This is a genomic window from Pseudooceanicola onchidii, assembly GCF_004959925.1.
Taxonomy (GTDB): Bacteria; Pseudomonadota; Alphaproteobacteria; order Rhodobacterales; family Rhodobacteraceae; genus Pseudooceanicola; species Pseudooceanicola onchidii.
In genome coordinates, this window is the sequence record NZ_SPUW01000001.1 from 1,364,904 (window position 1) to 1,390,537 (window position 25,634).

General features: G+C 62.8%; 29 protein-coding genes. 14 read left to right on the forward strand and 15 right to left on the reverse strand.

What is annotated here, in order from left to right:
- Nucleotides 1-17: 17 nt before the first annotated feature.
- Genes E4S58_RS06525 through lptF form a run of 3 tightly spaced genes read right to left on the reverse strand, consistent with a single transcriptional unit; the run spans nt 18 to nt 4,374 of the window.
- Nucleotides 18-2,147, reverse strand: coding sequence for an LPS-assembly protein LptD (locus E4S58_RS06525; protein ID WP_136635517.1), 2,130 nt, complete (start codon nt 2,145-2,147; stop codon nt 18-20).
- Nucleotides 2,147-3,244 (reverse strand): LPS export ABC transporter permease LptG, encoded by a 1,098-nt coding sequence (gene lptG / locus E4S58_RS06530; protein WP_136635518.1) that lies wholly within the window; start codon nt 3,242-3,244, stop codon nt 2,147-2,149. The genes E4S58_RS06525 and lptG overlap by 1 nt, the downstream gene beginning before the upstream one ends.
- Complete coding sequence (gene lptF, locus E4S58_RS06535) at nt 3,241-4,374, reverse strand: LPS export ABC transporter permease LptF (RefSeq protein WP_136635519.1); 1,134 nt, start codon at nt 4,372-4,374, stop codon at nt 3,241-3,243. The genes lptG and lptF overlap by 4 nt, the downstream gene beginning before the upstream one ends.
- 170 nt (nt 4,375-4,544) lie before the next feature.
- Between lptF and E4S58_RS06540 the strand changes: the two genes are divergently transcribed.
- Together E4S58_RS06540 and E4S58_RS06545 are read left to right on the forward strand one after the other, a co-directional pair.
- Nucleotides 4,545-6,011, forward strand: coding sequence for a leucyl aminopeptidase (locus E4S58_RS06540; protein ID WP_136635520.1), 1,467 nt, complete (start codon nt 4,545-4,547; stop codon nt 6,009-6,011).
- Nucleotides 6,012-6,022: 11 nt separating this feature from the next.
- Complete coding sequence (locus E4S58_RS06545) at nt 6,023-6,487, forward strand: DNA polymerase III subunit chi (RefSeq protein WP_136635859.1); 465 nt, start codon at nt 6,023-6,025, stop codon at nt 6,485-6,487.
- Between the two features lies 1 nt (nt 6,488).
- On the opposite strand, the gene E4S58_RS06550 is transcribed toward E4S58_RS06545, so the two are convergent.
- From E4S58_RS06550 to E4S58_RS06560, 3 genes are read right to left on the reverse strand one after another with little or no spacing between them, the layout of a single operon-like run.
- On the reverse strand, nt 6,489-7,067 hold the full coding sequence (locus E4S58_RS06550) for a retropepsin-like aspartic protease family protein (protein ID WP_136635521.1): 579 nt from the start codon (nt 7,065-7,067) through the stop codon (nt 6,489-6,491).
- A 31-nt stretch (nt 7,068-7,098) separates the two neighbouring features.
- A complete protein-coding gene (locus E4S58_RS06555) occupies nt 7,099-7,719 on the reverse strand; it encodes a MarC family protein (RefSeq protein ID WP_205965360.1) in 621 nt (206 codons plus the stop codon).
- On the reverse strand, nt 7,719-9,572 hold the full coding sequence (locus tag E4S58_RS06560; RefSeq protein ID WP_136635523.1) for an ABC-F family ATP-binding cassette domain-containing protein: 1,854 nt from the start codon (nt 9,570-9,572) through the stop codon (nt 7,719-7,721). Before E4S58_RS06560 ends, E4S58_RS06555 begins: the two co-directional genes overlap by 1 nt.
- A gap of 212 nt (nt 9,573-9,784) precedes the next feature.
- On the opposite strand from E4S58_RS06560, the gene ndk reads away from it, so the two are divergent.
- Nucleotides 9,785-10,207: a nucleoside-diphosphate kinase gene (gene ndk / locus E4S58_RS06565; RefSeq protein WP_136635860.1), complete on the forward strand. Its 423-nt coding sequence runs from the start codon at nt 9,785-9,787 to the stop codon at nt 10,205-10,207.
- A gap of 10 nt (nt 10,208-10,217) precedes the next feature.
- On the opposite strand, the gene E4S58_RS06570 is transcribed toward ndk, so the two are convergent.
- The 4 genes from E4S58_RS06570 to E4S58_RS06585 are packed head-to-tail and all read right to left on the reverse strand — an operon-like array spanning nt 10,218 to nt 11,830.
- Complete coding sequence (locus E4S58_RS06570; protein ID WP_136635524.1) at nt 10,218-10,610, reverse strand: DUF4112 domain-containing protein; 393 nt, start codon at nt 10,608-10,610, stop codon at nt 10,218-10,220.
- Complete coding sequence (locus E4S58_RS06575; RefSeq protein WP_136635525.1) at nt 10,607-10,780, reverse strand: YqaE/Pmp3 family membrane protein; 174 nt, start codon at nt 10,778-10,780, stop codon at nt 10,607-10,609. The genes E4S58_RS06570 and E4S58_RS06575 overlap by 4 nt, the downstream gene beginning before the upstream one ends.
- A gap of 60 nt (nt 10,781-10,840) precedes the next feature.
- A complete protein-coding gene (locus tag E4S58_RS06580; protein ID WP_136635526.1) occupies nt 10,841-11,179 on the reverse strand; it encodes a TfoX/Sxy family DNA transformation protein in 339 nt (112 codons plus the stop codon).
- A 3-nt stretch (nt 11,180-11,182) separates the two neighbouring features.
- Entirely contained in the window at nt 11,183-11,830 is a 648-nt protein-coding gene (locus E4S58_RS06585) for a TetR/AcrR family transcriptional regulator (RefSeq protein WP_136635527.1), read from the reverse strand.
- A gap of 328 nt (nt 11,831-12,158) precedes the next feature.
- Between E4S58_RS06585 and E4S58_RS06590 the strand changes: the two genes are divergently transcribed.
- The 3 genes from E4S58_RS06590 (at nt 12,159) to E4S58_RS06600 (ending at nt 15,839) form a co-directional block, all read left to right on the forward strand.
- Nucleotides 12,159-12,857 (forward strand): Hint domain-containing protein, encoded by a 699-nt coding sequence (locus E4S58_RS06590; RefSeq protein ID WP_136635528.1) that lies wholly within the window; start codon nt 12,159-12,161, stop codon nt 12,855-12,857.
- A 233-nt stretch (nt 12,858-13,090) separates the two neighbouring features.
- Nucleotides 13,091-14,263 (forward strand): DUF4268 domain-containing protein, encoded by a 1,173-nt coding sequence (locus E4S58_RS06595; protein ID WP_136635529.1) that lies wholly within the window; start codon nt 13,091-13,093, stop codon nt 14,261-14,263.
- 244 nt (nt 14,264-14,507) lie between these two features.
- Nucleotides 14,508-15,839 carry a DUF6538 domain-containing protein gene (locus tag E4S58_RS06600; protein WP_136635530.1) on the forward strand — a complete coding sequence of 444 codons (1,332 nt, stop codon included), beginning with the start codon at nt 14,508-14,510 and terminating at the stop codon, nt 15,837-15,839.
- 30 nt (nt 15,840-15,869) lie between these two features.
- Here the strand turns inward: E4S58_RS06600 and E4S58_RS06605 are convergent, their stop codons facing one another.
- The 5 genes from E4S58_RS06605 to E4S58_RS06625 form a co-directional block, all read right to left on the reverse strand.
- Nucleotides 15,870-16,421, reverse strand: coding sequence for a 3'-5' exonuclease (locus E4S58_RS06605; protein ID WP_136635531.1), 552 nt, complete (start codon nt 16,419-16,421; stop codon nt 15,870-15,872).
- Nucleotides 16,422-16,508: 87 nt separating this feature from the next.
- Entirely contained in the window at nt 16,509-16,760 is a 252-nt protein-coding gene (locus E4S58_RS06610; RefSeq protein WP_136635532.1) for a hypothetical protein, read from the reverse strand.
- 308 nt (nt 16,761-17,068) lie between these two features.
- Entirely contained in the window at nt 17,069-17,488 is a 420-nt protein-coding gene (locus E4S58_RS06615; protein ID WP_136635533.1) for a hypothetical protein, read from the reverse strand.
- A gap of 72 nt (nt 17,489-17,560) precedes the next feature.
- A complete protein-coding gene (locus E4S58_RS06620) occupies nt 17,561-18,085 on the reverse strand; it encodes a hypothetical protein (RefSeq protein WP_136635534.1) in 525 nt (174 codons plus the stop codon).
- Nucleotides 18,086-18,316: 231 nt separating this feature from the next.
- Nucleotides 18,317-19,555, reverse strand: coding sequence for a MobA/MobL family protein (locus E4S58_RS06625; RefSeq protein ID WP_136635535.1), 1,239 nt, complete (start codon nt 19,553-19,555; stop codon nt 18,317-18,319).
- Between the two features lie 216 nt (nt 19,556-19,771).
- Between E4S58_RS06625 and E4S58_RS06630 the strand changes: the two genes are divergently transcribed.
- The 8 genes from E4S58_RS06630 (at nt 19,772) to E4S58_RS06665 (ending at nt 25,632) form a co-directional block, all read left to right on the forward strand.
- A complete protein-coding gene (locus E4S58_RS06630; RefSeq protein WP_136635536.1) occupies nt 19,772-20,053 on the forward strand; it encodes a hypothetical protein in 282 nt (93 codons plus the stop codon).
- Between the two features lie 780 nt (nt 20,054-20,833).
- On the forward strand, nt 20,834-21,658 hold the full coding sequence (locus E4S58_RS06635) for a DUF6692 family protein (protein ID WP_136635537.1): 825 nt from the start codon (nt 20,834-20,836) through the stop codon (nt 21,656-21,658).
- A gap of 10 nt (nt 21,659-21,668) precedes the next feature.
- Complete coding sequence (locus tag E4S58_RS06640; RefSeq protein ID WP_205965361.1) at nt 21,669-22,430, forward strand: MauE/DoxX family redox-associated membrane protein; 762 nt, start codon at nt 21,669-21,671, stop codon at nt 22,428-22,430.
- Nucleotides 22,431-22,508: 78 nt separating this feature from the next.
- Nucleotides 22,509-22,841: a hypothetical protein gene (locus tag E4S58_RS06645; RefSeq protein WP_136635538.1), complete on the forward strand. Its 333-nt coding sequence runs from the start codon at nt 22,509-22,511 to the stop codon at nt 22,839-22,841.
- A gap of 85 nt (nt 22,842-22,926) precedes the next feature.
- Nucleotides 22,927-23,355, forward strand: coding sequence for a c-type cytochrome (locus tag E4S58_RS06650; RefSeq protein WP_136635539.1), 429 nt, complete (start codon nt 22,927-22,929; stop codon nt 23,353-23,355).
- A gap of 13 nt (nt 23,356-23,368) precedes the next feature.
- Nucleotides 23,369-24,748, forward strand: a complete 1,380-nt coding sequence (locus tag E4S58_RS06655) for a multicopper oxidase family protein (protein ID WP_136635540.1) — start codon at nt 23,369-23,371, stop codon at nt 24,746-24,748.
- Between the two features lie 24 nt (nt 24,749-24,772).
- Complete coding sequence (locus E4S58_RS06660; protein ID WP_136635541.1) at nt 24,773-25,207, forward strand: c-type cytochrome; 435 nt, start codon at nt 24,773-24,775, stop codon at nt 25,205-25,207.
- On the forward strand, nt 25,204-25,632 hold the full coding sequence (locus E4S58_RS06665; RefSeq protein ID WP_136635542.1) for a c-type cytochrome: 429 nt from the start codon (nt 25,204-25,206) through the stop codon (nt 25,630-25,632). The genes E4S58_RS06660 and E4S58_RS06665 overlap by 4 nt, the downstream gene beginning before the upstream one ends.
- The last annotated feature ends 2 nt before the right edge of the window (nt 25,633-25,634 follow it).

The window sequence follows — 25,634 nt, forward strand, 5'->3', positions numbered from 1 at the left end:
CTCGTGTCACTTGGGTCTCAGCGGCATGTCCGGGCGACGGTCCCGCCCGAGGTCTGGGCAGAGAAGCCGCGCAGCCCGATCGTGAAGCTGAAGTCCGTGGCTGGCGTGACGATAGTGGAAGAGGTGAAGCGGCGCGAGGCCGAAAGCGCCACATCCACGCATTCATTGGAATAAACCAGCCCAAGCCCCGCCGAGATCGGTTCGTCCGCGACGATGTCATAGCGCCCGAACAGCGACCCGCGCCAATTGGGGTTCAGATCGAAACTGGTGTCGAAGGCCCATTCCGATACCGAATTGGGGCGATCCTCGGCGGCATCGGCGGTCAGCCAGACATAGCTGGCCGACAGGTCATAACGCCCCGCCACCCACGACGCCTTGGCCTCGGCCTTGTTCACCGTGAACGAGGTATCGAACAGCCCCCGCGCCGTCACCGTCAGGCCCGACGCCGTACGCGCCTGGCCCGCGATCAGCAGGTCCGAGGTCGTGCCGCCAAGGCCCGAGGAATTGGTGAAGTTCAGATCCGGGGACGACCGCAGCACCGACCCGAAGGTCAGCCGTGCATCCCAGCCCGTCGGGTCGATCCGGGTCCAGTTCACCCCGACCGCTGCCCGCAGCCCGCGTTCGCGACGATCGGGTGCGGTGAAGCGCGACAGGCTCAGCAGGTTGCCTTCGTCAAACTCGATCCGGGTGCTTTCGTCGTTGGCCACGCGCAAGGCGCTGCCACCGGTCCAGGCGACCATGGCGACGGGTTCGATCACCTCGCTCACGCCGTCGCGGCCATGGCGGACCCAGGGCCAGCGCAGCGTCACAGCGACCGAGGGGCTGACCTGGCTGTCGCCCTGCGGCAGCGTGGCGTCCTGCGCGGTGCGGAAACTGTCGGCGTCGATCCCGATCATGCCCTGCGCGCGGATGCCCATGGGCAGGGTCCATGAATTGCGCAGGCTGGCCCCGACCGAAAGGCGGGTGACGTCGCGCCCGTCAGTGACGAGGTCGGCGTCCGGCCCGTCGGTGTTCCGGTCGGAATAGCGCAGGTGGCTGTGCTGATCGGCGGTCAGGCGCAGCTCGCCTCCGAAGCGGGGAAAGAGGCGGCGTTCATAGGACACATCCGTCAGGATCGACGGGATGGTCGCATTGTCTTCGGTGACGCGCAGCGAATGGATGTTGGCCAGCCCGATGGCCGCGTATTCGTCGCGTCGCACCCGCGACACGATCACTTCGCTTTCCAGCCGGTCGGCATCGGAATAGCCGTAGTCGGTGACATAGGCATCGTCGCTGACGGCGGCGATCTTGAAGTCCAGCTGGAAGCCGCGCGGCAGGTCGAACTGCCCGGCCCCTTCGACATAGGCGCGGGTGATCGCGGGCTTGAGCTCATCCTTGGTCACGGCGCCGGAGAACTCGATCCGGCCGTTGGTATAGGCCTGCCGATAGCGCCATTCGAGCGTCTTGGTCTTGGAGGAGATATACGGCGTAAGTGTCAGGTCGCGATGATCGCCGATCTTGATGAAGTAGGGCACCTTGATGCCCGTCGCCAGCTGTGAATTCCGGCGTATCGACGGGATGAGGAACCCGGTCGCGCGGGTCTGGTTCGGGTCGGGCAGACGCAGGCGGGGCAGCCAGAAGATCCGCGCGCCCAGAACTTCCATCCGGGCGTCATCGAAATACAGCTGCATCTCTTCCTGGTCGTGGATGATACGCCGCGCCTTGATCTGCCACAGCGGCGGACGATTGCCGCAGACCTTGCACGACGACACGGTCGCGCGGGTCAGCTGCGAATAGCGCCCGTCCACCCGGTCAAGTCGTGCGGCGGCCAGTTGCAGCTGCTGGTTCAGCACCATGCGCGCGCCCCGGATCATGCCGTTGCGCAGGTCCCGATCCAGATCGGCGGCATCCGCGATGATGACCTGGTCCGCGCCGCGCGTCAGCACGATCGGCCCTTCGATCAGCAGCTGTTCGCTGTCGCGGTCATAGCTGACCCGGCTGGCCCGCAGCCGCGCATCGCCCTGCAGCACCTCGACCGATCCTTCGGCGACGACGCGGGTCCGGCCCTGCAGGAACACGCGGTCGGCGACCAGCATGGCGGTGTCATCGTCCTGCGCCAGCGCCAGACGGGGCAGAAGGACCAGGCAGAGGATCACAAGCCAACGCATCAGCCATCCTCCGCATGCAGCAACAGGCCGACGGCCAGCAGGACCGAGGCCACGGGCGGCGCCCAGGCGGCCAGGGCCACCGGGATCTGGCCGTTTTCGCCCAGGATCTGCACGAAGTTGCGCAGGTAATAGAGCGCAAAGCCCAGCATCACCGCCGTCAGCACCGCGACGCCGGTATTGCCGAAGCGCACGTGCCGCATGGTGAAGGCCGCCGACACCAGAACCAGCGCAACAAGGAACAGCGGCCGGGCCAGTTCCATCTGGAACCAGACGGCATGGCGCCGGGCCGAGAACCCCGCCTCGGTCAGCAGCTGGATGTAGGTCGGCAGATCCCAGATCGGAATGGCCGAGGGTTCGCCGAAGGTGTCGCGAATGCGCGCCTCGGTCAGGGTCGAGGGCACTTCGATCCGTTCGTAATTCTCGATCCGGGCCTGCGGGTTCTGCCCCTGGTCCAACGGCCAGATCCGGGCGTCGCGCAGTTCCCACGCGCCATCGATCAGCCGCGCGCGGTCGGCTTCGATGCGTCGGGTCGGGCCGCCTTCGGGGGCGTATTGCACCATGGTCACGTCATAAAGCTCTGTGGCCTGCGGATTGGACCGGGCCGCGCGGATCACCGTCTGCCCCTCGGCACCGCCCTGACGCAGCCAAAGCCCCTCGGCCGAGAGCGAGATCACGTCGCGCCCGCCGGCGCGATAGTCTTCCAGCAGGCTGGAATAGCGTTTCGAGGTCGAGGCGACGATCGGGTTGAACACCGCCACGGTCACCACGCCGATCATCAACGCCGTCACCGTCGGAGACACCAGCGCCCGCAGGGCGGACCGGCCGGCCGCGCGGATCACCACCATTTCGGACGACCGGGCAAGGCCCAGAAACAGCGCGACCGTCGACAGGATCATCACAAGCGGCAGGATCGTGTAGATCCCCTGCGGCGCGTTGAGCAGCGCAAGCTCGGCCACCTGCGCGAAGGTGGCCGAGGTCGATGACAGGCGGCGCAGGTGTTCGACCAGATCGATCAGCATCGACATCAGCAGGAAGACCAGCAGAAGGCCGCCGAAGCTGCGCAGGAAGCGCCGCGCGAGGTAGAAGTTCAGGATCATGCGGCGACCTCGACCCGGCGGGGGCGTCGGGATCGCGCAGTCCAGCCCAGCATCAGCGCCCCGATCGCGAACCCGGCCAGCGGCGCGGCATAGGTCAGCGGCCAAAGCGCCGGATTGGCGCGCACGGGCGCAAAGCTGGCCCCTTCGATCCCCTTGATCACCAGCAGCAGCACGATGGCATAGACGATCTGCCGCCACACCCCGAAGCGCGAAAACCCGCCCGTCAGCAGCGCGGCAAAACCGATCAGCGCGGCGGCCATGCACATCAGTGGCTGTTCAAACCTCTCGTGTCGTTCCAGCACCAGGTCACCGCGAGACGATCCGGTCAGGGCCATCACGGCCTCTTCGCGGGTAAAAAGCTGCCACGTCGGCAGGTAGCGTACGTGCACGAAGGGCGTCTCGGCCTTTCCGAAAAGCCGCCCGATGTCATAGGTGAAATCCTGGAAATGCGTGGTGAACAGACGCTGGCTGTCGGACCGCAGGGTCTGCGCCAGCCCGTCCACCATCACCAGCTTGGCCCCGCTGTTTTCCGTCGCGCGATCGGCCACCAGGTATGCGCGGGCGGCGGTGAAGGTCTGCGGTGCTTCGGCGTTGCGACGGTCGGACAGGAAGACATCCGTCAGCGTGCCGTCGGTTTCGATACTGCGGATATAGAAGGTCACACCGGCGGCGGGATGCAGGAAGGTGCCTTCGGTCAGAAGCCGGGCCGTGATGTTGCGTTCGAGGTCGTCCTGCCGGTTCTGCAGCTGCGTCATCGACGCGGGCACCAGGAAATGGGTCACCAGCGACATGAAGAGCCCGACGAACAGCCCGAACCACAGCACCGGCCGCGCCAGCCGCCAGGGCGAAAACCCGGTGGCCTGCATCACGACCAGTTCGCTTTCCGAAGACAGCCGGTTGGTCACGTAGACCACGGCGGCAAAGCTGGCCATCGGCAGCACGATGCGGATCACGTTCGGCAGGGTCAGCGCGGTGAATTCAAGGAAGACCCAGGCGGATTGCCCGTCGCCGATCAGGGTGTCGAAAAGCCTCACCGCCTGATTGATCCAGTAGATCGACACCAGCACGAGCGAAAAGAATCCGAACAGCACCATGAATTGCGACAGGATGTATCTGTCGAAACGTGACAAGGTGGTCCCCCAAACTTCATCGCCCCGGCAGCGGGCTGGACCCGACCCTAGCGGATTCGACGGGGGGGGAAAACTGCTATCTGGCCAAACCGGCGCACGGGCGCTAGCCTGCCCGCCAACGCGGCGGCAATGCGCCTGCCGCCCTGCAAAATCCCATCCAGGAGAAGCCCTTGACCCAGACCGCCGCCGTGAGTTTCACCGACCATGACCTTGACGCGATTGCCGGCACCGAAGGGCGGCTGGCCCTGATCTTGAACGCCGACGGCACGCTGAGTCGCGCGGCGCGGCGGCTGAACCGGCTGACCCGTGGCGCGCTGGCCCGCCTGATCGAAAGCGAGGCTTTCACCAAGGCGGACCCCGGCACGGTCATCACGCTGAACTGGCCCACGGGGCTTGCCGCCGAGGCGCTGGATATCGTCATCCTGCCGCGCCGCCCCGAGATTGAAGATGTGCGCACCGCCGGCGCGGCCCTTGGCAAGGCGCTGAAGGACAAGACGCTTCTGATCCTCGGCCCGTCGCAGCGCCTGCCCGAGCTGATCGAGGCCGCGGTCCTGCGCGCCTATGAGTACAGCGATCAGAAGACCGAAAGCGGCAAGGTGCCCGGCACCATCACCGCGCAGGTCAGCGATCCGTCGGGCATGACCGACAAGATGGCCGATCTGCTGGCAGCGGCTCAGGGCGTCTTCTTCACGCGGGACCTGGTGAACGCCCCGGCCAATGTGCTGACGACGACGACCTTCGCCGACCAGCTGAAGGCGATGGAGCAGTACGGCCTGGAGGTCGAGGTGCTGGAAGAGGACCAGTTGGAAGAGCTGGGCATGGGCGCGCTGCTGGCGGTCGGGCAGGGGTCGGCCAGCCCCTCGAAGGTCGTGGTGATGCAGTGGAATGGCGGCGGGGACGAGCCGCCGCTGGCGCTGATCGGCAAGGGCGTGGTCTTCGACACCGGGGGGATTTCGCTGAAACCCGCCGGTGGCATGGAAGACATGACCATGGACATGGGTGGCGCGGGTACGGTGGCAGGCGCGATGCGTGCGCTGGCGCTGCGCAAGGCCAAGGCGAACGTGGTTGGACTGGTCGGTCTGGTCGAAAACATGCCCTCGGGGACGGCGATGCGCCCCGGCGACGTGATCAAGTCGATGAAGGGCGACACCATCGAGGTCACGAACACCGACGCCGAAGGGCGGCTCGTGCTGTGTGACGTGATGTGGTACGCGCAGACCCGCTTCCAGCCCTCGGGCATGATCGATCTGGCGACGCTGACCGGCGCAATCATCATCGGGCTCGGCCACCACAATGCAGGCGTCTTTTCCAACAACGACGTCCTGTGCAACAGCCTGACAAAGGCGGCCAGCAGCGTGGGCGAAGGCGCCTGGCGCATGCCCCTGGGCAAGGCCTATGCCAAGCAGTTGAAGTCGCGCGTGGCCGACACCAACAACGTCGGCGGACGGCCCGCAGGGTCGATCACCGCAGCCGAATTCCTGCAGCGCTTTGTCAAGGACAACACCCCCTGGTGCCATATCGACATCGCCGGGACTGCCAGCGTGAAGGCGGAAACCACCTTTGCGCCGGCCGGGGCCACGGGCTGGGGCGTGCGCGCACTGGACCGATTGGTCCAGGAGAAGTTCGAAGGCCAGTGAAGGCAGGGAATATGGGCGAAGCCTACTTCTATCACCTGACCCACACCCCGCTTGAAGTGACCCTGCCCATGCTTCTGGGCAAGGCGCGCGGCGCGGGCTGGGCCATCGCGGTTCGGGGCACGTCGCCTGACCGCATGGACTGGCTTGACCAGAAGCTGTGGCTGGGCCCCGAGGATGCGTTCCTGCCGCATGGCCTTGCGGGGGGCGATCACGACGCGCTGCAACCTGTGCTACTGACGACCGGCGCGGCGGCGAACGATCCGGCCTGCCTGATGACCGTCGACGGGGCCGAGGTCACGGCAGAAGAGGTCAAGGCGCTGCAACGCACCTGCATCCTGTTCGACGGCACCGATCCGCAGGCCGTGCAACATGCGCGCGGCCAATGGAAATCACTGACCGACGCGGGATGCGGCGCAAAATACTGGTCCGAGGAAACCGGCAGCTGGCAGATGAAGGCCGAAAAGGCGGCCGTCTGACTTACGGCGTAAGAACCAGCGACCCGTCGCCGATCTCAAGCTTCGAAAAGCCTTGCAGATAGCGCATCCCGAGAAGGGACTGGCGCATCTCTCCGCCGTTGACCATGGCGCGCACGCCTTCAGACCGGACAGGACCAAGCGCCACGCTGTCCAGCACCACCGGGGCGATCCCGACCTCTCCGTTCGCCGACAGGGCGCGGCTGGAATAGACCAGCCCGGCCGGGTCGATCCCGAGGGTCTGTGCGTCTTTCTTGGTCAGCACGATGTCGCTGGCCCCGGTATCGACCATGAACCGCAAGGGTTCGCCGTTCACTTCGAGCGTGAGGTAATAGTGGCCGTCCGGTGCACGCGGGACCGAGATCTCTCCGCCCTGCAGAACCGCCTGCGACGGCAGCATGGTCTGGCGGATGTCACCCCAAAGACCCACCACGGCGATCACGCCGACGAAGATCAGGACCCAGGCGGCAAAGTTCTGCGCCAGACGGCCCCAGTGCTTGCGGCCCTGCGTGAAAATCCAGCCGCCGACCGCGATCAGCAGCAGGACGAGATAGGCGAAATGCATGGTCGAATTGGTATCCATGGACTGGATATAGGCGCCCTGACCCGATGCGTCACCCGGCGAAACCGAAATCCTTAAGACCGTCCAGAACGAACTGCACCGACAGCGCCGCCAGAAGCATCCCCATCACCCGCGTGACCACGTTGATGCCGGTGCGCCCCAGCAGCCGTTCCAGCCACGTCGCGGTCAGGAAGAATCCGAAGACCACCAGAAGCACAAGCGCCGCGATCCCGGCGACGGACAGCGCGCCAAGGGCCCCGGGCCGCTGACCGGCCAGCAGGATCACGGTGGCAATCGCCCCCGGCCCGGCAATCAGCGGCATGGCCAGCGGGAAGACCGACGGATCGGGTTGGTCCTGCGGGTTCTCGGACTGATCCGAGCGCCGCTTGGTGCGCCGTTCAAACAGCATCTCGAGCGCGGTCAGGAACAGAAGGACACCGCCCGCGATCCGGAAGGCGGGCATGGTGATGCCGACGAACCCCATCACCGCCTCGCCGAAGAAGGCGAAGAGCGTCAGCAGGCCAAGCGCGATCAGCGACGACCGGATGGCCAGCGCGCGGCGGCGTTCCTGGCTGTCGCCCTGGGTGAGCGCGGTAAAGACCGGCGTCAGGCCGATCGGATCGATGATCACGAAAAGCGTGACAAAGGCGGTGATGTAGAAGGCGCTGTCCATCACGCAGCTTCCTCTGCCTTCTCAAGCTTTTCAAGCGCGGTCATCCAGAGCGCCTCGGCCTTCGCCATCGCTTCGCGCAACTCGGCGTATTTGCGGTTCCAGACCTCAAGCTCGCCGACCCGTTCGTCTTCGTAAAGCGCCGGGTCGGACAGCTTCTTCGACAGCTTGTCGCTCATGTCCTGCAGCTTGGTGACGCGCTCTTCGCACTTGCGGACATCGGCCTTCAGCGCCAGCATGGCATCCCGCGACGGACGCTTCGGTTTGTCTTTCTTATCAGACTTCTGCGGACCAGAGTTCACGTTCAGAAGGAGGTTTCTGTAGGCTTCCAGATCATCCTCGTAAGGCGTGACGGCCCCGTCTTTCACCAGCCACAGCCGGTCCGCGACCAGCGACAGAAGATGCATGTCGTGCGACACCAGCACCACGGCGCCGGTATACGCCGTAAGGGCCTCAACCAGCGCCTCGCGGCTTTCGATATCGAGGTGGTTGGTCGGTTCGTCGAGGATCAGCAGGTGCGGCGCATCAAGCGTCGCCAGCAGCAGTGTCAGACGTGCCTTTTGCCCACCCGAAAGCCGCCCGACCTCGGTTTCCGCCTGATCGGCGCCCAGACCGAATCCGGCCAGACGGGCGCGCAACCGCGCGGGGGCCTCATCCGGGCGTTCGCGGCGGATGTGGTCGATCGGGGTCTCGTCCAGGTGCAGCTCGTCGACCTGGTGCTGGGCAAAGAACCCGATCCGCAGCTTGGACGATCGGCTGATCGACCCGTCCATGAGGCTCAGGCGGTCCGACAGCAGCTTGGCCAACGTCGACTTGCCCTCGCCGTTGCGACCCAGAAGCGCGATGCGGTCATCCTGGTCGATGCGCAGATCCAGCCGCGACAGCACGCGCCGGTCGCCATAGCCCACGGCGCCCCCTTCGATGCGGATGATCGGGGGCGAGAGTTCCTCGGGCGAGGGGAAGGTGAAGACCGTGCGCGCCGCATCTTCGGGCGCGGTGATCTTCTCCATCTTTTCCAACATCTTGACGCGGGACTGCGCCTGTTTCGCCTTCGACGCCTTGGCCTTGAACCGGTCGACAAAGCTTTGCAGGTGCGCGCGTTTCGCATCCTGTTTCTTGGCCGCCGCTGCCTGCAACGCGCGCTGTTCGGCACGTTGCTTGGCAAAGGTGTCGTAGCCACCGGTATATAGTGTAAGTTTCTTGCCCTCGAGATGCAGGATCGCCCCCACGGCGCGGTTCAGCAAACCACGGTCGTGGCTGATGATCAGCACGGTGTGGGGGTAGCGCTGCAGATAGCTCTCCAGCCAGAGCGCCCCTTCGAGGTCAAGGTAGTTGGTCGGTTCGTCCAGCAGCAGCAGGTCGGGCTGCGAAAACAGCACCCCCGCCAGCGCGACGCGCATCCGCCAGCCGCCCGAGAAGGCCGAACAGGGCATGTGCTGTTCCGCTTCGGTGAACCCCAGGCCGCGCAGGATCGACGAGGCGCGTCCCTCGGCGGACCAGGCGTCGATGTCCGCGAGCCGCGTCTGGATGTCCGCGATGCGCGTGGGATCGGTGGCGGTCTCGGATTCGGCCATCAGGCTGGCGCGTTCGGTGTCGGCCGCCAGAACGGTATCGAGCAGCGAGACCTCGTTGCCCGGCACCTCTTGCGCGACGCCGCCGATGCGCGCCTTTTCGGGGACCGAGATCGCCCCGCCGTCCAGCGTCAGCTCGCCCCGGATCAGGCGGAAGAGGGTGGACTTGCCCGCGCCGTTGCGCCCGACGATGCCGACCTTGTGGCCTGCGGGGATCGTGGCGCTGGCCCCTTCAAGAAGGGGACGACCGGCGATGGAGTATGAGATGTCTTGGATACGCAGCATGGCGCGCGCTTAGCAGAGGGCAGGGCACAGGGCCAGAGGGAGAATGGGGGCGCTGCCCCCGCCGCCCTTGGCGGCCCCCCCGGGATATTTGAAGCAACGAGAAAGGCAGGGTCGCGGCGCGTGACGGCTTTTCAAAGGGCCGGACCCATGCTAGGCGGGCGCCGATCCCGAAGCCGGAGCATTGGCTCCGTATTATATATAGAGAGATGACCATGGCCACCGAACGTACGCTTTCCATCATCAAGCCCGACGCCACCCGCCGCAACCTGACCGGCAAGATCAACGCCAAGTTCGAAGATGCCGGTCTGCGCATCGTCGCACAGAAGCGCATCAAGCTGTCGAAGGAACAGGCCGGTGTCTTCTACGCCGTGCACGCCGAGCGTCCGTTCTATGACGAGCTGTGCGAATTCATGGCTTCCGAGCCGGTCGTCGTGCAGGTGCTGGAAGGCGAAGGCGCCATCGCGAAGAACCGTGAAGTCATGGGCGCGACCAACCCCGCCGACGCGGCACCCGGCACCATCCGTGCCGAGTTCGCTGAATCGGTCGGCGAGAACTCGGTCCACGGGTCCGACGCACCGGAAACCGCAGCTGTCGAAATCGCCTACTTCTTCTCGGGTCTCGAACTGGTCGGCTAAGCCCGAACTGTCAGATCTGAAGGGGCCGTGCCTGCGAGGGTGCGGTCCCTTTGTTTTGGGGCGTACGTTCAACGTGGTCGCGCAGGATCGCGGCGTTGCGCAGGTTGGCCTTCCATCCGACGTCGAAGATGTCGCCGATCAGCGGCACGAGGCCGATCACCCAGTCGATGCCGAGGTTCCGGGCCATGCGGGCCAGATCGCGGCGGGGCAGGCCCATGCGGTAGGCCTCCTGCAGGATAAACAGCGCAGGCGCGAGGGCGAGCGTGTCGCCGACACCCGGGACCAGACCAAGAATACTGTCGAGGCCCAGCCGGATGCGGGTGCCCGGCAGACGGACGGCGCGGTCCATCAGCCGGGCGATGCGCTCTGCCCTGGCCACGCGGGAGAGGCGCGGATCACTCATGCCCGGGCCGGTCCACGGGACAGGATGATGTAGATCGCGTGGATGATACCGGGGATGTAGCCCAGGATCGTCAGCAGCAGGTTCAGCCAGAAGGCACCGCCAAGTCCCACCTGAAGAAAGACACCAAGCGGCGGGATGAAGATCGCGACGAGGATGCGAAGAAGGTCCATGATCTGTTCCTTTCAATACAGTGTTGAAAGGATAACGGCGGGATTTCGCCTTCGGTTCCCTCAGCCCACGCGGACCCCGATGGCATCAAGGAACCGGGCAAGCTCGGCGGGCAGGCCCGCAACCTCGGGCGGGGGCCCCGCGGCGCGGATCCGATCGAAGCGTTGACGCAGGGCGTCTTTCTCGGCACCCTTGCAGTCGTTCCACGGGCGGCCCTGCAATCCCATAACCAGCGCGTAATAGCCGATGAAGTGCGGCCGGGTGCCCGTGGCGATCAGCCTGGCATAGGTGGCGTCGGGCCCAAGATCGCGGACCTCGTCAGCCGTGGTGATCCCGGCGCGCCGGTATGGGTCGACCGAGGCCGGACCGATGTTGCGGATCGCGATGACCGGATCCGACATCTGCTACTTCCGCGTCATCGCGTCGAGCCCGTCGAGGATCAGGTCGAGGCCGAAGTCGAAATCGTCCACCTCGGGCGTGCTAGCGCGGGCCAGATCCTCGGTCCTGCGATAAAGGCTGGGGTAGCGGTCCTTCGGGATCTCCTTGAGGTCCTTCTTGGCGGCCCTTGCGATTTCGCGGGTGCGGGTCGGGCGCACCAGCCGCTGCAGGGTGAAGCCGTAGACGTGGTTGTCGATGGTGTTGCGCGCGTGATCGGCCTGCGCCGGGGTGAAGCCGACGGCCATCAGGCAGCCGAGCGTCGCGTCGAGGTATTCCATCATCATCGGCCCCGGCGCGCGCGGCTGCTGGAACTGCGCCGCCGCCCAGGGGTGGCGCATCAGCACCCGGTGCGCCGATTGCGACCGCGTCTTCATCTGGCCCTTCCAGTCGAAGTCCGGCGTCGGCAGGTCGATCTCTCCGGCGACCATGTCGGTGATCCCGGCCACGATGTCCGCCTTGTTGCCGATGTGATTATAGAGAGACATGGCCTCGACGCTCAGCCGGGTGGCCACCTTGCGCATCGACAGTGCCGTCAGGCCTTCGTCGTCCGCCAGCGCCAGGGCGGCGGTCAGGATGCGGTCGCGGGAAAGGGGCAGGCGGGTCTGGGTCATCATGGTCGGGTCCCGTGTCGTCACCCCTTACGCTGTAAATGACTTGGGCGCGGGGAAACAGACCCCTGACACAAATCTTAACGGACGGTTCGGAGATTCGTCCAAAATGGGGCAGCTCTGCCTCAAATTCGAATCGAAATATGGCCGTTTTGGCCCCGGTCGGTAAACAGTTTTACCCGGTTGGCCGAACTGTTCGCGGATCGGGTGGGGCAAATCCGTAAAACACCGGAAATGAGCCCCTTTTCCGCCTTTTTTCACCACCCCCTGCCCAATTCGTGTATTCAGTTTGTGGGGGCCTTGAAGATTGCATGAGCAAGACGAGAGGCAGAAGATGTCGAAGTTTGAAGCTTACGAGCCGAAGGGCGGTAACGGTCAGATCGAAGGTGCGGAAGCGCGCCGTGTTGGCAAGCGTGGTGCGATTGCCTGCTTCGTGGCCGGAACCAAGATCCTGACCATGGAAGGGCAGCGCCCGGTCGAACAACTGGTTCCCGGCGACCGCGTGATGACCCGTGACCACGGTCTGCAGTCCCTGCGCTGGATCGGCTGCCGTCACGTCGATGGCTCCGAGATCAAGGAATTCGACAGCGTTCGCCCGATTCGCATTGCCGCGGGTGCCCTGGGCAACGGCATGCCGGTGCGTGACCTTCTCGTTTCCCCGGAACACCGTGTGATGGTGTCGGGTGACAAGGTCGCCGAACTGATCGGTGAAGACGAAGCCCTGATCGCCGCCAAGTACCTGGTCGGCCGCGACGGCATTACCGTCGAAAAGGTCGAGGCCGTCATCTATTACCACCTGATGTTCGACGATCACGAACTGGTCATGTCGGAAGGCACCTGGACCGAAAGCTTCCTGCCCGGTCTGAGCGCCCTGAACGGCATGGACGTCGAGGCGGTCGAAGAACTGTACGCGATCTACCCCGAACTGCGCCTTCTGCCGACGCCGTTCAAACCGGCCCGCGCCTCGATGGACCCGGTGATCGCCAAGATGCTGTCGGCCGACGCCGGCCTGCTGGTCAAGAACGACGCCTGATCCAACCGCTTGTCTTTTGAAATGGCTTAAGATTTTTTCAAGACTACTATACTGAAACCCTCTGGTCCATTTGACCAAACTGCATGCAGCATTTCAGTAGGAGAGACGCCTGGCCCCGGCCGGGCGTCTTTTTTTGCGGACGGGTCCAAAGAGCTTTGTATGATTGTTCGGCTCTTCTTGCATTCTTTGATCTGAGGCGTCACCCTTGCAATAACATATACTGAGGCGACGAGATGTTTAGAATTGACAGAGAATCCAACAAGATGTGCAAGTTGGAGCGAACTACATTTTCGCACGCGGGTTTCAAGGAGCGTCAGCATCTTCAGGAATGGTTGGCTTCGGAGCCCAACGCTCTCTGTGAGGCAATGGGGGAAAAACCTGGAAGTTTATTGATTATCCAAAAAGAGTTTGATGGTTTCTCTGAAACAAAAGAGCGGTTAGACCTTCTCGCTTTGGATCGGAGTGGCCAGCTGGTGATTATTGAAAACAAACTTGATGACTCGGGTCGAGATGTAGTCTGGCAAGCAATGAAATATGCTGCGTATTGTTCCACCTTGAAAAAGGCAGACGTTATATCGATATACCGGCAGTATCTAGGAAAAACAGGCAGCCAAAAAGACCCAGCTTTGGATATTTGCGAGTTTTTGGGCGAGGAGAATTTGGATGAAGTAAAGATAAACGACGGTGTAGCGCAAAGAATCGTATTTATTGCTGCAAATTTCAGAAAAGAAGTCACTTCGACCGCACTTTGGTTAGGTAGCCATGGCATTGATGTGCGATGCGTCAAGATATCTCCATATGTCTATGGCAGCGAAGTATTCATAGATCTGCTTCAGATTGTGCCGCCTCCGGAAGCCGCTGATTATATGATCCGTATGGCTGAAAAGGATAGTGAAGAAAAAAGTACGACTGGTGCCCTTAAGGAGGCTCACCGGTTACGTTTGGCGTTTTGGGAACACTCCATTGAGAAGCTGAGGAGTGATGGATCGCCCAGATTTCAACATGTCAATCCGACCAAAGAGAATTGGATAAGTGTTGGTACTGGCGTTTCTGGCTGTATGTACTGTGCGGTGGTTGTGAAGACTGCCGCTAGGGTTGAATTTGTCATGCAAAGGTCTGATGAAGCTGAAAATGATTGGATTTTTGAGGAGTTGAAAAGAGACAGGCTCAGTATTGAACACGATTTCGGCGGTTCGTTGGTGTGGAAGCCTATGGCGAACATGAAGCGAAGTGCTATTGCAATCGAAGCAAACTTTGACACCTCTGACAGAGATCAGTGGGTGGATATTGCTGATTGGATGGCAGACAATATATCTCGTCTGGAAGGGGCGCTAAAAGACAGGCTGGCAAAATTAAACGCGCGCCTCAAGTCAGGTCAGGCATCCGCGCAGCTTACCGCTAAATAGTTTTTTGCTAGTGATGCAACCGATATCACGGTCTGCCTTTACATCCTGACGCAAGATCGTGCGTTAGGGAAAGTGGCGGAGAGACAGGGATTCGAATGCGACATTCTGCATCCTGAAAAAGCCATGATTTCAAGATAGTTGCGACACATCACGATGCGACACATGCCGGGCATTGTGTAGCAAAATGTGGAGCAAACCCGGCTGAAGCTATGGCATCGGGACCGGGTCCGATACGGGGGAAATCATGGCGGGATTGCATAAGCGAAACGGCACTTGGCATCTCCGGATGCGGGTCCCGCGTAGATATCTCGATGTCGCCGGTCGCAGTGAGATTCACCGCAGTCTTCGGACGGACAGCGAGCGACGCGCGCGCGAGCTGCTGCCCGCCGCTGAAGCTCAGATCCTCAAGGACCTTGAGGCCATGCGGGCGCTCACACTGGAAATGTCAGACTCCATAGATCAACTGGCCGCTGCCTCGCATATCGCTGCCAATGAAGGATTTCTATATCGCCCAGTCGCGGAACTCGTGACGGCACCCCTGGATGAGTTGTTGGGTCGGTTCGCCGCCGTGGAAAGGCATGGAGGCGATCCAACGGTCGCGAAGGCCGTGCTTGGCGGCGTGGAGCAGACGGGCCTGCGACTATCCCAGTTCGCGGCTGCTGATGAGCAGCTTGCTGCATTCGACAATCGGTTCAAAAATCCCAACCAGATGCGGGTCTGGCGCAATGCGAAAATCCGGGCTGCCAGCAACCTACGGGCGGCGTTGGACGGTGCCGACATCCTCGTTGAGGATATCGACCATGCGGTCGCGCTACGGCATCGAGCGTGGTGGAAGCGCAGGGTGGCTGCCGAAGGCCTTGCGATTGAGAGCGCAAACAAAGAGTTCGCCAACCTCGCAGGAATGCTTAGGCGTTACTACGAGAACATCGCGCGACCGAACCCTCCCGAGCCGTATCGGAGGGTCAGTTTGCGTGATCGGCACAATAATGAAAACCGGAGGCTCGAAATCCCGACCGACTGGATCGTCGAGAAATGGTTTGCACCCGGGGCGTTCGACAATCTCAATGCGGAGGCGCGTGACATCCTGCTGATCTCCATCGAGACGGGGTGTCGGCAATCAGAAATCCATGATCTTCCGCCAGAGGCGATCGTGCTGGATGCAGCTATTCCCCATATTCTCGTCGCGAATAACAACGGCGAGCTCCGACGCGAAATCAAGAACACCGCTTCAAAACGAAAGGTGCCATTGGTGGGCGTCGCCTTGGCGGCGGCACGGCGAAACCCGGATGGGTTCCCGAGGTATCGCGGAAAAGGCGGATATTCCGGCAATGTGAATGGCCGTCTCAGGACAAGTGGTCTCTTTCCTTCGCCAGAGCACACGATCGGAGGTCTGCGGCATTCCTGGGAGAGCAGGATGGAGGCGTTCCGGGTGAGCGAAACGGAGAAGGGCCACATGATGGGCCACAGCATCAAAAAGATCCGGGGGCGGCCGGTCTACGGTGACGATGTGACGCTCGAAAAGCGGCACGAGATTGCCCAGCAGCTGTCCTTGCCGGTGCCCGATCATCTCGCATGATCGTGGCAAAACCGGGTGCTGCGGCAAAATCTACGAGAGGTGGTCCTCATGATGCGCAAGGGCTCTGCGCCAACCAGCAACCAATCGGGCGCTGTCGGGGCCAGCTCGATGCGGCACAACCTTTCTCTCGATCGTTTCGTATAGCAAATCGAGGGCAAGGCCGCTGAAGTTCGCGAATGAAACCCGGTGGAAATCGAGCACCGGTCCTTTGGCCGGCTGGTCAGCGGCCTCGGTCATTCTGGTTAACCAGTGTGTTTCAAAGACCGGCGCGTCGGAGACCAACTGGCGCGTTCCGAGGACTTCGAAGAAACGGGCCGCGACTACATCGACGCATGGCGCAGCGTGGACGATTTCTATGGGGATCCGGTGAACTGCTGCGCTCTCATCAGACCAGTCATCGAGGCTCCATGATCTGGATGGCCGCATAAGAGATGACCAGGTCCTAACCTGTCCATCGTCGAGCCATGACAAACCGATCTCGATCGGCCAGCTGTCAGACGAAAGGCTGCTGGCTTCGAAGTCGATGACCGCATAGTGTGACATAGCAGCCTTTTTTTCAGTGTTTTCTGTGTTGTCGGACATATCTCACTCGACGATAGCACCATACGACATGCACGCCATGTTAAGCTGCACGCGCTGATCACTCCGTTTCCGGTAGATGTGAAAGCATTACGCCGCCCTGCGAGGGGCGGCGTTGGCGATTTCGTGGGCTTGCAGGAGAAGGTCTTGGTCGTCTTCGAGCCGGGCAAGTTCGTCCTTGAACCTTTTCAAGTAAGGGAGCACCCAGGTTTCGCCCTGAGTGATCTGCCTCGCGGCCTCGCTGAGGGCGCTTTTGACCTTTTGGATCTGCGCGGTCGAGGAGGTCAGGGAGACTTGGGCTCTTGCGTTCGCCGCGGCCCGTGCGGCTGTCTGTTTCGACATAGCACTCCATGCCCGACCACCGCAGGGATGCGGCTGGTTTCGTGGGCCTGGAAGGTGATCGCTACATGAAGTTGCTCCATTCGTGCTGAGGTTGAAAGTAGCCGACAGATTTCGCCGGATAAACATCTGTATAGGAAACAGTTCGTTCTGACCTGTGACCGGTCTTTCCGGGAACGATGATCACTTCCTGGTATGCATTGCCGGTAAAGGCGGTGGTGTCAGGACGGGCGCGCCAGCTTGAGCAAAAGAAAGGTGAGTGGGGCCAGCGCGCCCTGGCGCCGGGGGATCCAGCCCCGGCGATCTCGGCGTCAGTTTCGGTTTCCGCGGTGCTTGGCGATGGCTTGCTCCGCTGCGAGCAAGTCGGAGACACGGTAGGATGCCTCCAGAGCATCGCGCAAATGTCGCGTGGCATCGTCGATCAGACCGGGTGCCAACTCAACCTCCAGCTTCGCTATTTCGCAAAGTGCCGAACGAGCAGCGTGGAGGAAACCCTCGCTGAGCAGTGAGTTCTTTTCGAGATGCTTGCCGAGGTCGCCAGACCATCGCTGGAGTGGCTTGAACGCCTCGTAGGGAAGCTGACTGATGGCCTCGCACGCTGCTCGGGTATGGCGCGACGCGTCAGCGAGGATGTCCTCGATCCTCTCGAAATCTCCGTGTATTTTTTGATCGAAGAAATGCACCAAGCGATGGTTGTTGCCGTTGTCGTATGAGGTGGGTTTCGGAAACATGTTTCTCTCCAGGTCTGCGAGCCGGAGTGCGACCGGCCCTCACCTTGGAGGGGCCGGTCATACTGCCGGTTGTCAGACTGCCGACTGGCGTCCCTTTTTCATCGTTCGTCGCATCCGATGCTCAACGGCGACGGAGGTTGAGCTGCGTTCCCTCTGGTGCTCGACCGCGATGTCGTGCTCGGCATGGAGACGAGCACGCACGCATTGCATCCGTTCCCAAGGGGCTTCTGCCAGACGACCTGTGATTGGCGTGCCGGTCATACCAATAGGGAAGCCCTCATGGTTCGGACTGACCGACAACAGACGAGCGCCGATGAAGCGGGTGGGCCGTTTCAAACCTGCACTTCTTAGGTCGGACAAGCGCGTGAGACTAATGTCGTAGCCGGTGTGCGAGACCGATGTCGCAGTCGTGCCATAAGCGAGCACGACCTTTTGGGAAGCGCCTTCGCCATCGACTTCCAGGACGAGGCATGGGCGTGTCATCGGCACTCCGTCTTTCGTTTGCGGATAGCGAACGGGGAAGCGAAACAGCACGACATGACCTGGCTGGACATGTTCGGCCCAGTTGGCTGCTACATGGGTTGTGTGATCGAACATCAATATCTCCTGGTTTCGATGATCGACGCGGTCCAACATTGCCTCTCTCGGGTATCGGCCACCGGATGCGCGTCACAACGCGCGTGCAGCCGGTGCAGATATCCCTCTCGGTGGAAGTGCAGCAGGATCGCCGCTTAACCTCGTTTCGGCGCTATTGGAGGCGGGCGGGCATACAGTCGGTAGGAGAAATGCGGAGTGCCTCAGCAACAAACCGTCGCCTGTGTCACGCCATTATCCCCGTGTGCGCTGCCGCGGTGAGCGGCGCTTCACCGCGACCGGCCGCATGATCGGTTCGGGTTCCGGAGCATGGGGCAGATTGCAGTTCTCGGGATCTATCGTTTCGTCGTTCTCGAAACCTTCGGCGAAGGGACCGCGTCCGGCCATTGCGTCGCTGATAGCCTGGGCCCAGCCGCATCCAGCTCGAGTGCTCTCGACGGAGTGTGACTGTTCGACCGCGGCCCTTATTGCTTCATCAGTATCGGCTGAACGGATCCTGTCGGCATGAGCCGTGGCTTCCTGTCGGCGCTCAGCCTCCCGCTTGTTCGCGATATGCTGCGACTCTCCGGATCTCCGAGCTTTTTCCCGTTGCCTCGCGCGCTTCAGATCCCACGCCTGCCACAGAGCCTCATTCCTTGAGCGCACGGTCGCGCGGTCCCGTTGTCTGGCCCCCGCTGGTGCTGCTTTTGCCTGCCGCCGTTTTCTTTTGATCGCTGCCGTCTTCGGTCCCTCGTGCCTCTGGGGCTCAAGCCCTTCCGGAGCGTCGCCAGCCGCTGCTTGATCGGCGTAGGAACGCAGGTCGATACGAGCGGATGATCCACAGCGTTTGAGCGCGGCGTTTGTTCGGGTTTCCCATTCTTGGCGCATGAGAAGGACGCAGGCGGCACCGGTGTCCCGTGCGTCGAGCACACGCGTTTTCTCTCCGAAAACGCCACTATCGCGCTCGACTTCCCGGGTCGTGAAGCGGATGTGCGCATGAAAGTTGATATTGCTCTTTGTTGGGTCTTTTAGAGCGGTAAAATAGTCCTGTTCGCCGACCTCCGTCCCACGGTTTTTCCAGAGCGCCTTCCCCCATTCTTCGTCGAAGAATCTGGGGGCGTGGGTCACATAATGGACGGCAACACCGAACGAGTCTCGCAGCCAGCACGCAAACCCGTGAACCAGACGGATCTGCTCGTTGTGCGGCAGCTCAGCGGGCAGGGCCGGCCTCAGTTCCCTCGCGACACGCGCGTTGCTTCGCACCTCGGATTTCTCGGCGGCGTTCCAAAGTTCCTCGGCAGAGGATTTCCAGCCCACGAGGCCCTCGTGCAGGAGACCCGGAACATTGCGATAGTTGAAAATCAGACCAGTCCGATGATCGGTCATCCGGCTCCGAGAGGCGTAAGCGGCCGCGGCGACGGATGACCGTCCGTCCGATCGGGAAATGACCAGGAGTGGGCAATGGCTGGCTGGATGTGGGCGCAAGTGTTTCATAGAAATGAAATCGGGCCCGGGTCGGGTATCCGCTCCTCAATGCCCGCGGCAGCGCGCGGCAAAGTCTCGACTTTGCGTAACTGCGCCCTTGCCTCTCGGCGGCGGGGACTGGTGCCGTGCACAGATGTTCTCGCGTCGCCGTTCTGATTTTCGGGTGCGCGAAGCAAGGCGGGGCAACATCTCCCTTTCGGAAATGCGAAATCAGGAGGTGGTCCCATGACAGATCGCAGCAAACGGGTAGAGATGCTCAAGGAAAAGCTGGAGCAGGCGCAGGCGCGCTTGAAATCTGCGGAGGGCGAGGAGAAGAAGCGTCAGCGCAAGGAAGACGATCGGCGTAAATACATCCACGGTGGTGCGTTTCTGGCGGCGATGGCCAAGGCCAGCCCGGAGGATCGCAAGAAGTTGGAACGGTTCATCGACAAACACATCAATCGACCGACAGATCGGAAGTTTCTTGGTCTTGAGCCTCTGCCCGCGTCGCCCGGAGAGAAGCAATAGCCGGCATCGACCGATAGTCGCGATCAGCAGCTACCGCATGATTCCATGAAGAACTGAATCGGAGCGGTTGTGACCTGAGAGATTGGCAATCTGACTGCCGTCTCCGAAGGTTTTTCCTTGGGGACCTGCGATCTCCCACCGGGGCGATATCCGCATCTTCAACACAAGGATCACGAAGTTCGGGCTGGAGATCGCGGTCTCCTCTACCGCCTTCGCGGCGGCTAACTGGTGGGACCCGGCGCACTCTCGTATCAAGAGCGTTGTTTCTCAGCCGCCTACGCGGCGGCTCACACCGGGTCCCTGGTAAGGAGATAGGGTGGCGCCGACTCAGACGGAAACACCTTTTTCTCCTCTACCGCCTTCGCGGCGGCTAACTGGTGGGACCCGGCGCACTCTTGTATCAAGAGCGTCTTTCTCCGCCGCCTACGCGGCGGCTCACACCGGGTCCTTGGTAAGGAGATAGGGTGGCGCCGGTTCAGCCGGAAACACCTTTTTCTCCTCTGCCGCCTATGCGGCGGCTAACTGGTGGGACCCGGCGCACTCTTGTATCAAGAGCGTCTTTCTCCGCCGCCTACGCGGCGGCTCACACCGGGTCCTTGGCAAGGAGATAGGGTGGCGCCGTTTCAGACGGAAACACCTTTTTCTCCTCTACCGCCTTCGCGGCGGCTAACCAATGGGACCCGGTGATTTCGTCAGTCCTCATGCGGGCTTCATGACTTTTTCGGGAACATCCAGCCACTGGAGGGTTGTTGTTCTCCTGAACACTTCAGGAGAACCCCGATGGCCTACACCCGTTTTTTCCTCATGATCGCGACCTCGACCCTGCTGATGCTCGGTCTGATGTATCTGAACACCTATCTCGTCAGCCATGTCTTCTGGTCGGAAACGCGCGCCTACATGGCGCTGGTCATGGGGGCCGTTATGGCTTTCGTGATGCTGGCTTTCATGCTGGGCATGTATAAGAACCGCACCGCCAATATCGCCATTTTCGCCGGGTCCGTCGTCGTATTCGCCGGGGCGCTCTGGCTGGTGCGCAGCCAGGCGACTGTGCAGGACCGGTCCTACATGAGCGCGATGATCCCGCACCATTCGATCGCCATCATGACCTCTTCACGGGCCAATCTGACCGACCCGCGCGTGCGCGAGCTGGCGGATGGGATCATCTACGCTCAGGACAAGGAGATCGCCGAGATGCGCTACTTGCTCGCCGACATCGCGGCGAATGGCGAGGCACAGCCGGGGCCTGCCGCCGCCGCGCCGAAGCTGAAGGATGCTGCCGAGGCGCTGTCGACCGAGGTCGTCAAGACCGTCGATCCGGAGTTCCTGACGGAGGACGACATCGCGAAGGTCTTCCCCGATGGTGCCGACTGCCGCTTCACCTATACCGAGACCAGCCCGCCGGTGCTTGTGACGGGCGACGACAGCGCGTTGATACGGATCAGCGGCGACCTTGTCCGGCTTGAGGCCGCCGGCGACGGCTTTGCCGCCGACCCGCTGACGGCAAAGATCAACCAAACGGACGACGGCGACCTGCACGACCTGATCGTGACCGCCGGGCCCGACTACACCGCCGGGTTCCGCGGCCAGTTCACCTGCGCCAACTGAGGAGATCGACATGCCCAAGGACACCAAGCAGACCGCCGCCCTCTACCGCATGGTCATGCCGGAGCACACCTGCCCCTATGGCCTGAAGTCGAAGCACCTGCTCGAAACGCACGGTTACGAGGTGGAGGACCACCATCTCAAGACCCGCGAAGAGACGGACGCCTTCATGCGGGAGCACAATGTGAAGACAACCCCGCAGACCTTCGTCGATGGCGAGCGGATCGGCGGCCACGACGAGCTGCGCATCTTTCTCGGGATCGACCCGCCGAAGGAGGAGCAGAGCGACACAAGCTACCGGCCCGTGATCGCGATCTTTTCGGTCTGCGCGCTGCTGGCGCTCGGTCTGGCCTGGCACCAGTATGGCACCGTTCTGACCTGGCAGAGCTTCATCTGGTTCATTTCGCTGTCGATGACCGTTCTGGCGATCCAGAAGTTGCAGGATGTCGAACAGTTCTCGACCATGTTCCTCAACTACGACCTGCTGGCGAAAAGATGGGTGCCCTACGGCAAGGTCTATCCTTATGGCGAGGCGCTCGCCGGCATCCTTATGACCGCGGGGATCCTGCCGTGGCTCTCGGCCCCCGTGGCGCTCTTCATCGGGACCATCGGTGCGGTGAGCGTGTTCAAGGCGGTCTACATCGACAAACGCGAACTCAAGTGCGCCTGCGTGGGCGGGGATTCCAACGTGCCGCTCGGGTTCATCTCGCTGACTGAGAACCTGATGATGATGCTCATGGGGATCTGGATGGGCGTGCGGGTGTTTGCCGGATGAACGGAAGTGTGATGGCCCGCCACAGTTGACCTCGAAACGCGCATCGCGTCATAGTTCGGTCACTCATCCGGAGGTCCCGTGCGGCATATCCTCGTCATCATAGCGTTGATCGTAACCGCCTGGGCGTTTCTGCCCGGTGCGGCGCAGGCGCATGACATGCCGCATGTCGAAATGGGTGACGCGAAGACCAACGGGGACTGCGCCGACTGCCTGGACATGGACGACACGGGCGGACACGCCTCGGGCATCGACTGTCATCACGGGGCCGGCTGTGGTCCGGCAATCCACGCGCTGCCGGTCTCTCTGTCGGTCATAGCGGATCCGGAGATGTCCCGCAGCACGCGCCCTCACGACACGGTCGGCCTGCGATCCGTTTCCCTCTCCCGGGACCTGCCACCTCCGCGATCCTGACGGCATCGAAGCCGCGACTGCGACACCTGTCGCAGTTCATCGACTTGTTCGGCCTCATCGGCCGAGCCCTTCAGGATCAATACCCATGAACAAGATCATTCCCGCCGCTCTGGCCATTGTCGCCGTTGCAGGCGGAGCCTATTACCTCACCCGTCCCGGTGCCCCGGCGCCAAGTGCACAGCCGGCAGAGGGCGAACCGATCGTCTCGATCACCGTGCCCGACACGATGTCCGCTGATGCCATGATCGGCCAACGGGCATTCGACGCGACCTGCGCCGCCTGCCATGGCACCAATGCAAGCGGGAAACAGGGCTTCGGCCCGCCGCTGGTCCACAAGATCTACGAGCCGAACCATCACGCGGACATGGCGTTTCAGATGGCCGTCCAGAACGGCGTCCGGTCGCATCACTGGACCTTCGGCGACATGCCCGCCCAGTCTGGGCTGACCAAGGCTGATGTCGGCAATATCGTCGCCTATGTTCGCGAACTTCAACGCGCCAACGGGATCGAGTGACATGAGCCTTCGCATGACACGCCGCGGCTTCTGCGGCGCTTTGGCCGGGTCCGCAGGCCTTGCCACGCTTCCGGTGCGGGCGGCGGGACCGCAGACGCTGACCGCCCGCGTTGCCACCGCCCAGATCGCACCGCCGAAATACGCTCCGACCGAGGTCTGGAGCTACGACGGCACTTTGCCCGGCCCGGTCCTGCGCGTGACGCAGGGCGGCCGCGTGACCCGCCGGTTGGTGAACGACCTGGCCGAACCGACTTCGATCCACTGGCACGGCATCCGCATCGACAACGCGATGGACGGCGTCGCCGGCCTGACGCAGGAGGCGGTGCCGCCGGGCGGAACCTTCGACTACGACTTCGCCGTGCCGGACGCGGGCACCTACTGGTATCACGCGCACACGAACTCCTTCGAACAGGTGGCGCGTGGCCTTTCCGGTGCGCTGATTGTCGAGGAAGCGGATGCTCCGGAGGTCGACCGGGACGAGGTGCTGGTCCTCGACGACTGGCTGCTGAACCCCGAGGACGGCCAGTTCGCCGAACCCTTCGGCCACATGATGAGCCTCAGCCATGGCGGGCGGCTCGGCAACCTCATGGGCACCAACGGGACCTTTGACTTCGCGCGTGACGTGAAGGCCAACGAACGGCTCCGCCTGCGTCTGATCAACGCCTCCAATGCACGGATCTTCGTGCTTCGGCTGGCGGGCCTCGACGGCTGGACCGTCGCGCTGGATGGCATGCCGCTGCCCACGCCGGAGCCGGTGGCCGCCGAGCTGATCCTCGCCCCCGCTCAGCGCATCGACCTGATCGTAGATGTGACGGCGGATGACGGTGAGACCGCGGCACTCGTCAGGTTCGACGACGACGACCAATGGCGGCCGCAGGCACGGTTCCCGGTCAACGGCAAAGCATCCGCGACCCGGCGCGATACGCCCGCCGCCCTGCCGCCGAACCCGCGCATGGAGGTGCCGGGGATCGACAGCGCCCGGCGGCTCGACATGGTCATGGAGGGCGGCGCCATGGGGCGCATGTCCGGCGCCATGATGAACGGCCGCTCCATGGGGTTTCGTCAGATGGCGGGGCAGGGGCAGTTCTGGGCCCTGTCCGGGCAGGTCGGCATGACCGAGACGCCCTTCGCCAGCCTCGACCGGGGCGAGACGGTGCGCGTCAAGCTGACCAACGATACGGCCTTTGCCCATGCCATGCACCTGCACGGCATGCATTTCCGGCAGGTGGCCCAGGACGGAACCCTCGGCCCGATGCGCGACACGATCCTCAGCTATCCGGACGAACCGCTGGAGATCGCCTTCGTCGCCGACAACCACGGCAAGTGGCTGTTCCACTGCCATATGCTCGGCCACGCGTCCTCGGGCATGACCGCCTGGATCAATGTAAGCTGACCCCCTAAACAGGAAGGACATACCATGAAGAAATACATCGCCATCGCGCTGATCGCCACCGGCACCGCAGCCTTCGCCCACAGCGGCGTGAAGGACCCGGACGTGATGAACCGAATGATGGGCATGTCGGCGCTGGCCGACCAGATGAAGGTCATCGGTTCCATGGCAAAGGGGCAAATGGATTTCGACGCCGATGCGGTGAACACCGCCCTTGCCAAGATGTCCAAGGAGGCCTCCTACATCCCGTCGCTTTTCGAGAAGAAGGCGCTCGACCCCAAGTCCGAGGCCCTGCCGGTGATCTGGGACGAGTTCGACACCTTCACGGCCCGCGCGAAGGACCTGGAGGCGGTCACGGGCAGCCTCGCCGGAACCATCGAGACGGCGGCGGACCTCGGCCCGGCGATGGGACAGATCGGCAAGGCGTGCGGTGCTTGCCACGCCGATTTCCGGGCCAAATGAGACTGGCTGCCCTGTTGATCGCCTGCGCGGCCACCGCCGCGCAGGCTGACCACCGCCTCACCGGTCGGGACGTCGAAACGGGCGCCGCGCTCTATGCGGAAAACTGCGCCTCTTGCCACGGCGCGGCGCTGGAGGGGCAGCCCGACTGGCGCAGCCCCGGCGCGGATGGCGTCCTGCCCGCGCCACCACACGACGTAACCGGCCACACCTGGCACCACGATACGCCGCTGCTGCTGGAATATACGCTGAAAGGCGGTCAGGCGGCGCTGGAGGCGCGCGGCGTGACCGGCTTCAACAGCGGGATGCCCGCGTTCGAGGACGCGCTGACCGAAGGCCAGGTGCTGGATATCCTCGCCTACATCCGCTCGACCTGGCCGGAACAGGCGCAGCAGGTGCAGAGCCAGCGGACACATGCCGCCGACTGACG

Coding starts and splice junctions, on each gene's coding strand:
- E4S58_RS06525 (WP_136635517.1), bottom strand. CDS start 2,147: ATGCGTTGGCTTGTGATCCTCTGCCTGGTCCTTCTGCCCCGTCTGGCG.
- lptG (WP_136635518.1), bottom strand. CDS start 3,244: ATGATCCTGAACTTCTACCTCGCGCGGCGCTTCCTGCGCAGCTTCGGC.
- E4S58_RS06545 (WP_136635859.1), top strand. CDS start 6,023: ATGGGCGAAGCCTACTTCTATCACCTGACCCACACCCCGCTTGAAGTG.
- E4S58_RS06550 (WP_136635521.1), bottom strand. CDS start 7,067: ATGGATACCAATTCGACCATGCATTTCGCCTATCTCGTCCTGCTGCTG.
- E4S58_RS06555 (WP_205965360.1), bottom strand. CDS start 7,719: ATGGACAGCGCCTTCTACATCACCGCCTTTGTCACGCTTTTCGTGATC.
- E4S58_RS06560 (WP_136635523.1), bottom strand. CDS start 9,572: ATGCTGCGTATCCAAGACATCTCATACTCCATCGCCGGTCGTCCCCTT.
- ndk (WP_136635860.1), top strand. CDS start 9,785: ATGGCCACCGAACGTACGCTTTCCATCATCAAGCCCGACGCCACCCGC.
- E4S58_RS06570 (WP_136635524.1), bottom strand. CDS start 10,610: ATGAGTGATCCGCGCCTCTCCCGCGTGGCCAGGGCAGAGCGCATCGCC.
- E4S58_RS06575 (WP_136635525.1), bottom strand. CDS start 10,780: ATGGACCTTCTTCGCATCCTCGTCGCGATCTTCATCCCGCCGCTTGGT.
- E4S58_RS06580 (WP_136635526.1), bottom strand. CDS start 11,179: ATGTCGGATCCGGTCATCGCGATCCGCAACATCGGTCCGGCCTCGGTC.
- E4S58_RS06585 (WP_136635527.1), bottom strand. CDS start 11,830: ATGATGACCCAGACCCGCCTGCCCCTTTCCCGCGACCGCATCCTGACC.
- E4S58_RS06590 (WP_136635528.1), top strand. CDS start 12,159: ATGTCGAAGTTTGAAGCTTACGAGCCGAAGGGCGGTAACGGTCAGATC.
- E4S58_RS06595 (WP_136635529.1), top strand. CDS start 13,091: ATGTTTAGAATTGACAGAGAATCCAACAAGATGTGCAAGTTGGAGCGA.
- E4S58_RS06600 (WP_136635530.1), top strand. CDS start 14,508: ATGGCGGGATTGCATAAGCGAAACGGCACTTGGCATCTCCGGATGCGG.
- E4S58_RS06605 (WP_136635531.1), bottom strand. CDS start 16,421: ATGTCCGACAACACAGAAAACACTGAAAAAAAGGCTGCTATGTCACAC.
- E4S58_RS06610 (WP_136635532.1), bottom strand. CDS start 16,760: ATGTCGAAACAGACAGCCGCACGGGCCGCGGCGAACGCAAGAGCCCAA.
- E4S58_RS06615 (WP_136635533.1), bottom strand. CDS start 17,488: ATGTTTCCGAAACCCACCTCATACGACAACGGCAACAACCATCGCTTG.
- E4S58_RS06620 (WP_136635534.1), bottom strand. CDS start 18,085: ATGTTCGATCACACAACCCATGTAGCAGCCAACTGGGCCGAACATGTC.
- E4S58_RS06625 (WP_136635535.1), bottom strand. CDS start 19,555: ATGAAACACTTGCGCCCACATCCAGCCAGCCATTGCCCACTCCTGGTC.
- E4S58_RS06630 (WP_136635536.1), top strand. CDS start 19,772: ATGACAGATCGCAGCAAACGGGTAGAGATGCTCAAGGAAAAGCTGGAG.
- E4S58_RS06635 (WP_136635537.1), top strand. CDS start 20,834: ATGGCCTACACCCGTTTTTTCCTCATGATCGCGACCTCGACCCTGCTG.
- E4S58_RS06640 (WP_205965361.1), top strand. CDS start 21,669: ATGCCCAAGGACACCAAGCAGACCGCCGCCCTCTACCGCATGGTCATG.
- E4S58_RS06650 (WP_136635539.1), top strand. CDS start 22,927: ATGAACAAGATCATTCCCGCCGCTCTGGCCATTGTCGCCGTTGCAGGC.
- E4S58_RS06655 (WP_136635540.1), top strand. CDS start 23,369: ATGACACGCCGCGGCTTCTGCGGCGCTTTGGCCGGGTCCGCAGGCCTT.
- E4S58_RS06660 (WP_136635541.1), top strand. CDS start 24,773: ATGAAGAAATACATCGCCATCGCGCTGATCGCCACCGGCACCGCAGCC.
- E4S58_RS06665 (WP_136635542.1), top strand. CDS start 25,204: ATGAGACTGGCTGCCCTGTTGATCGCCTGCGCGGCCACCGCCGCGCAG.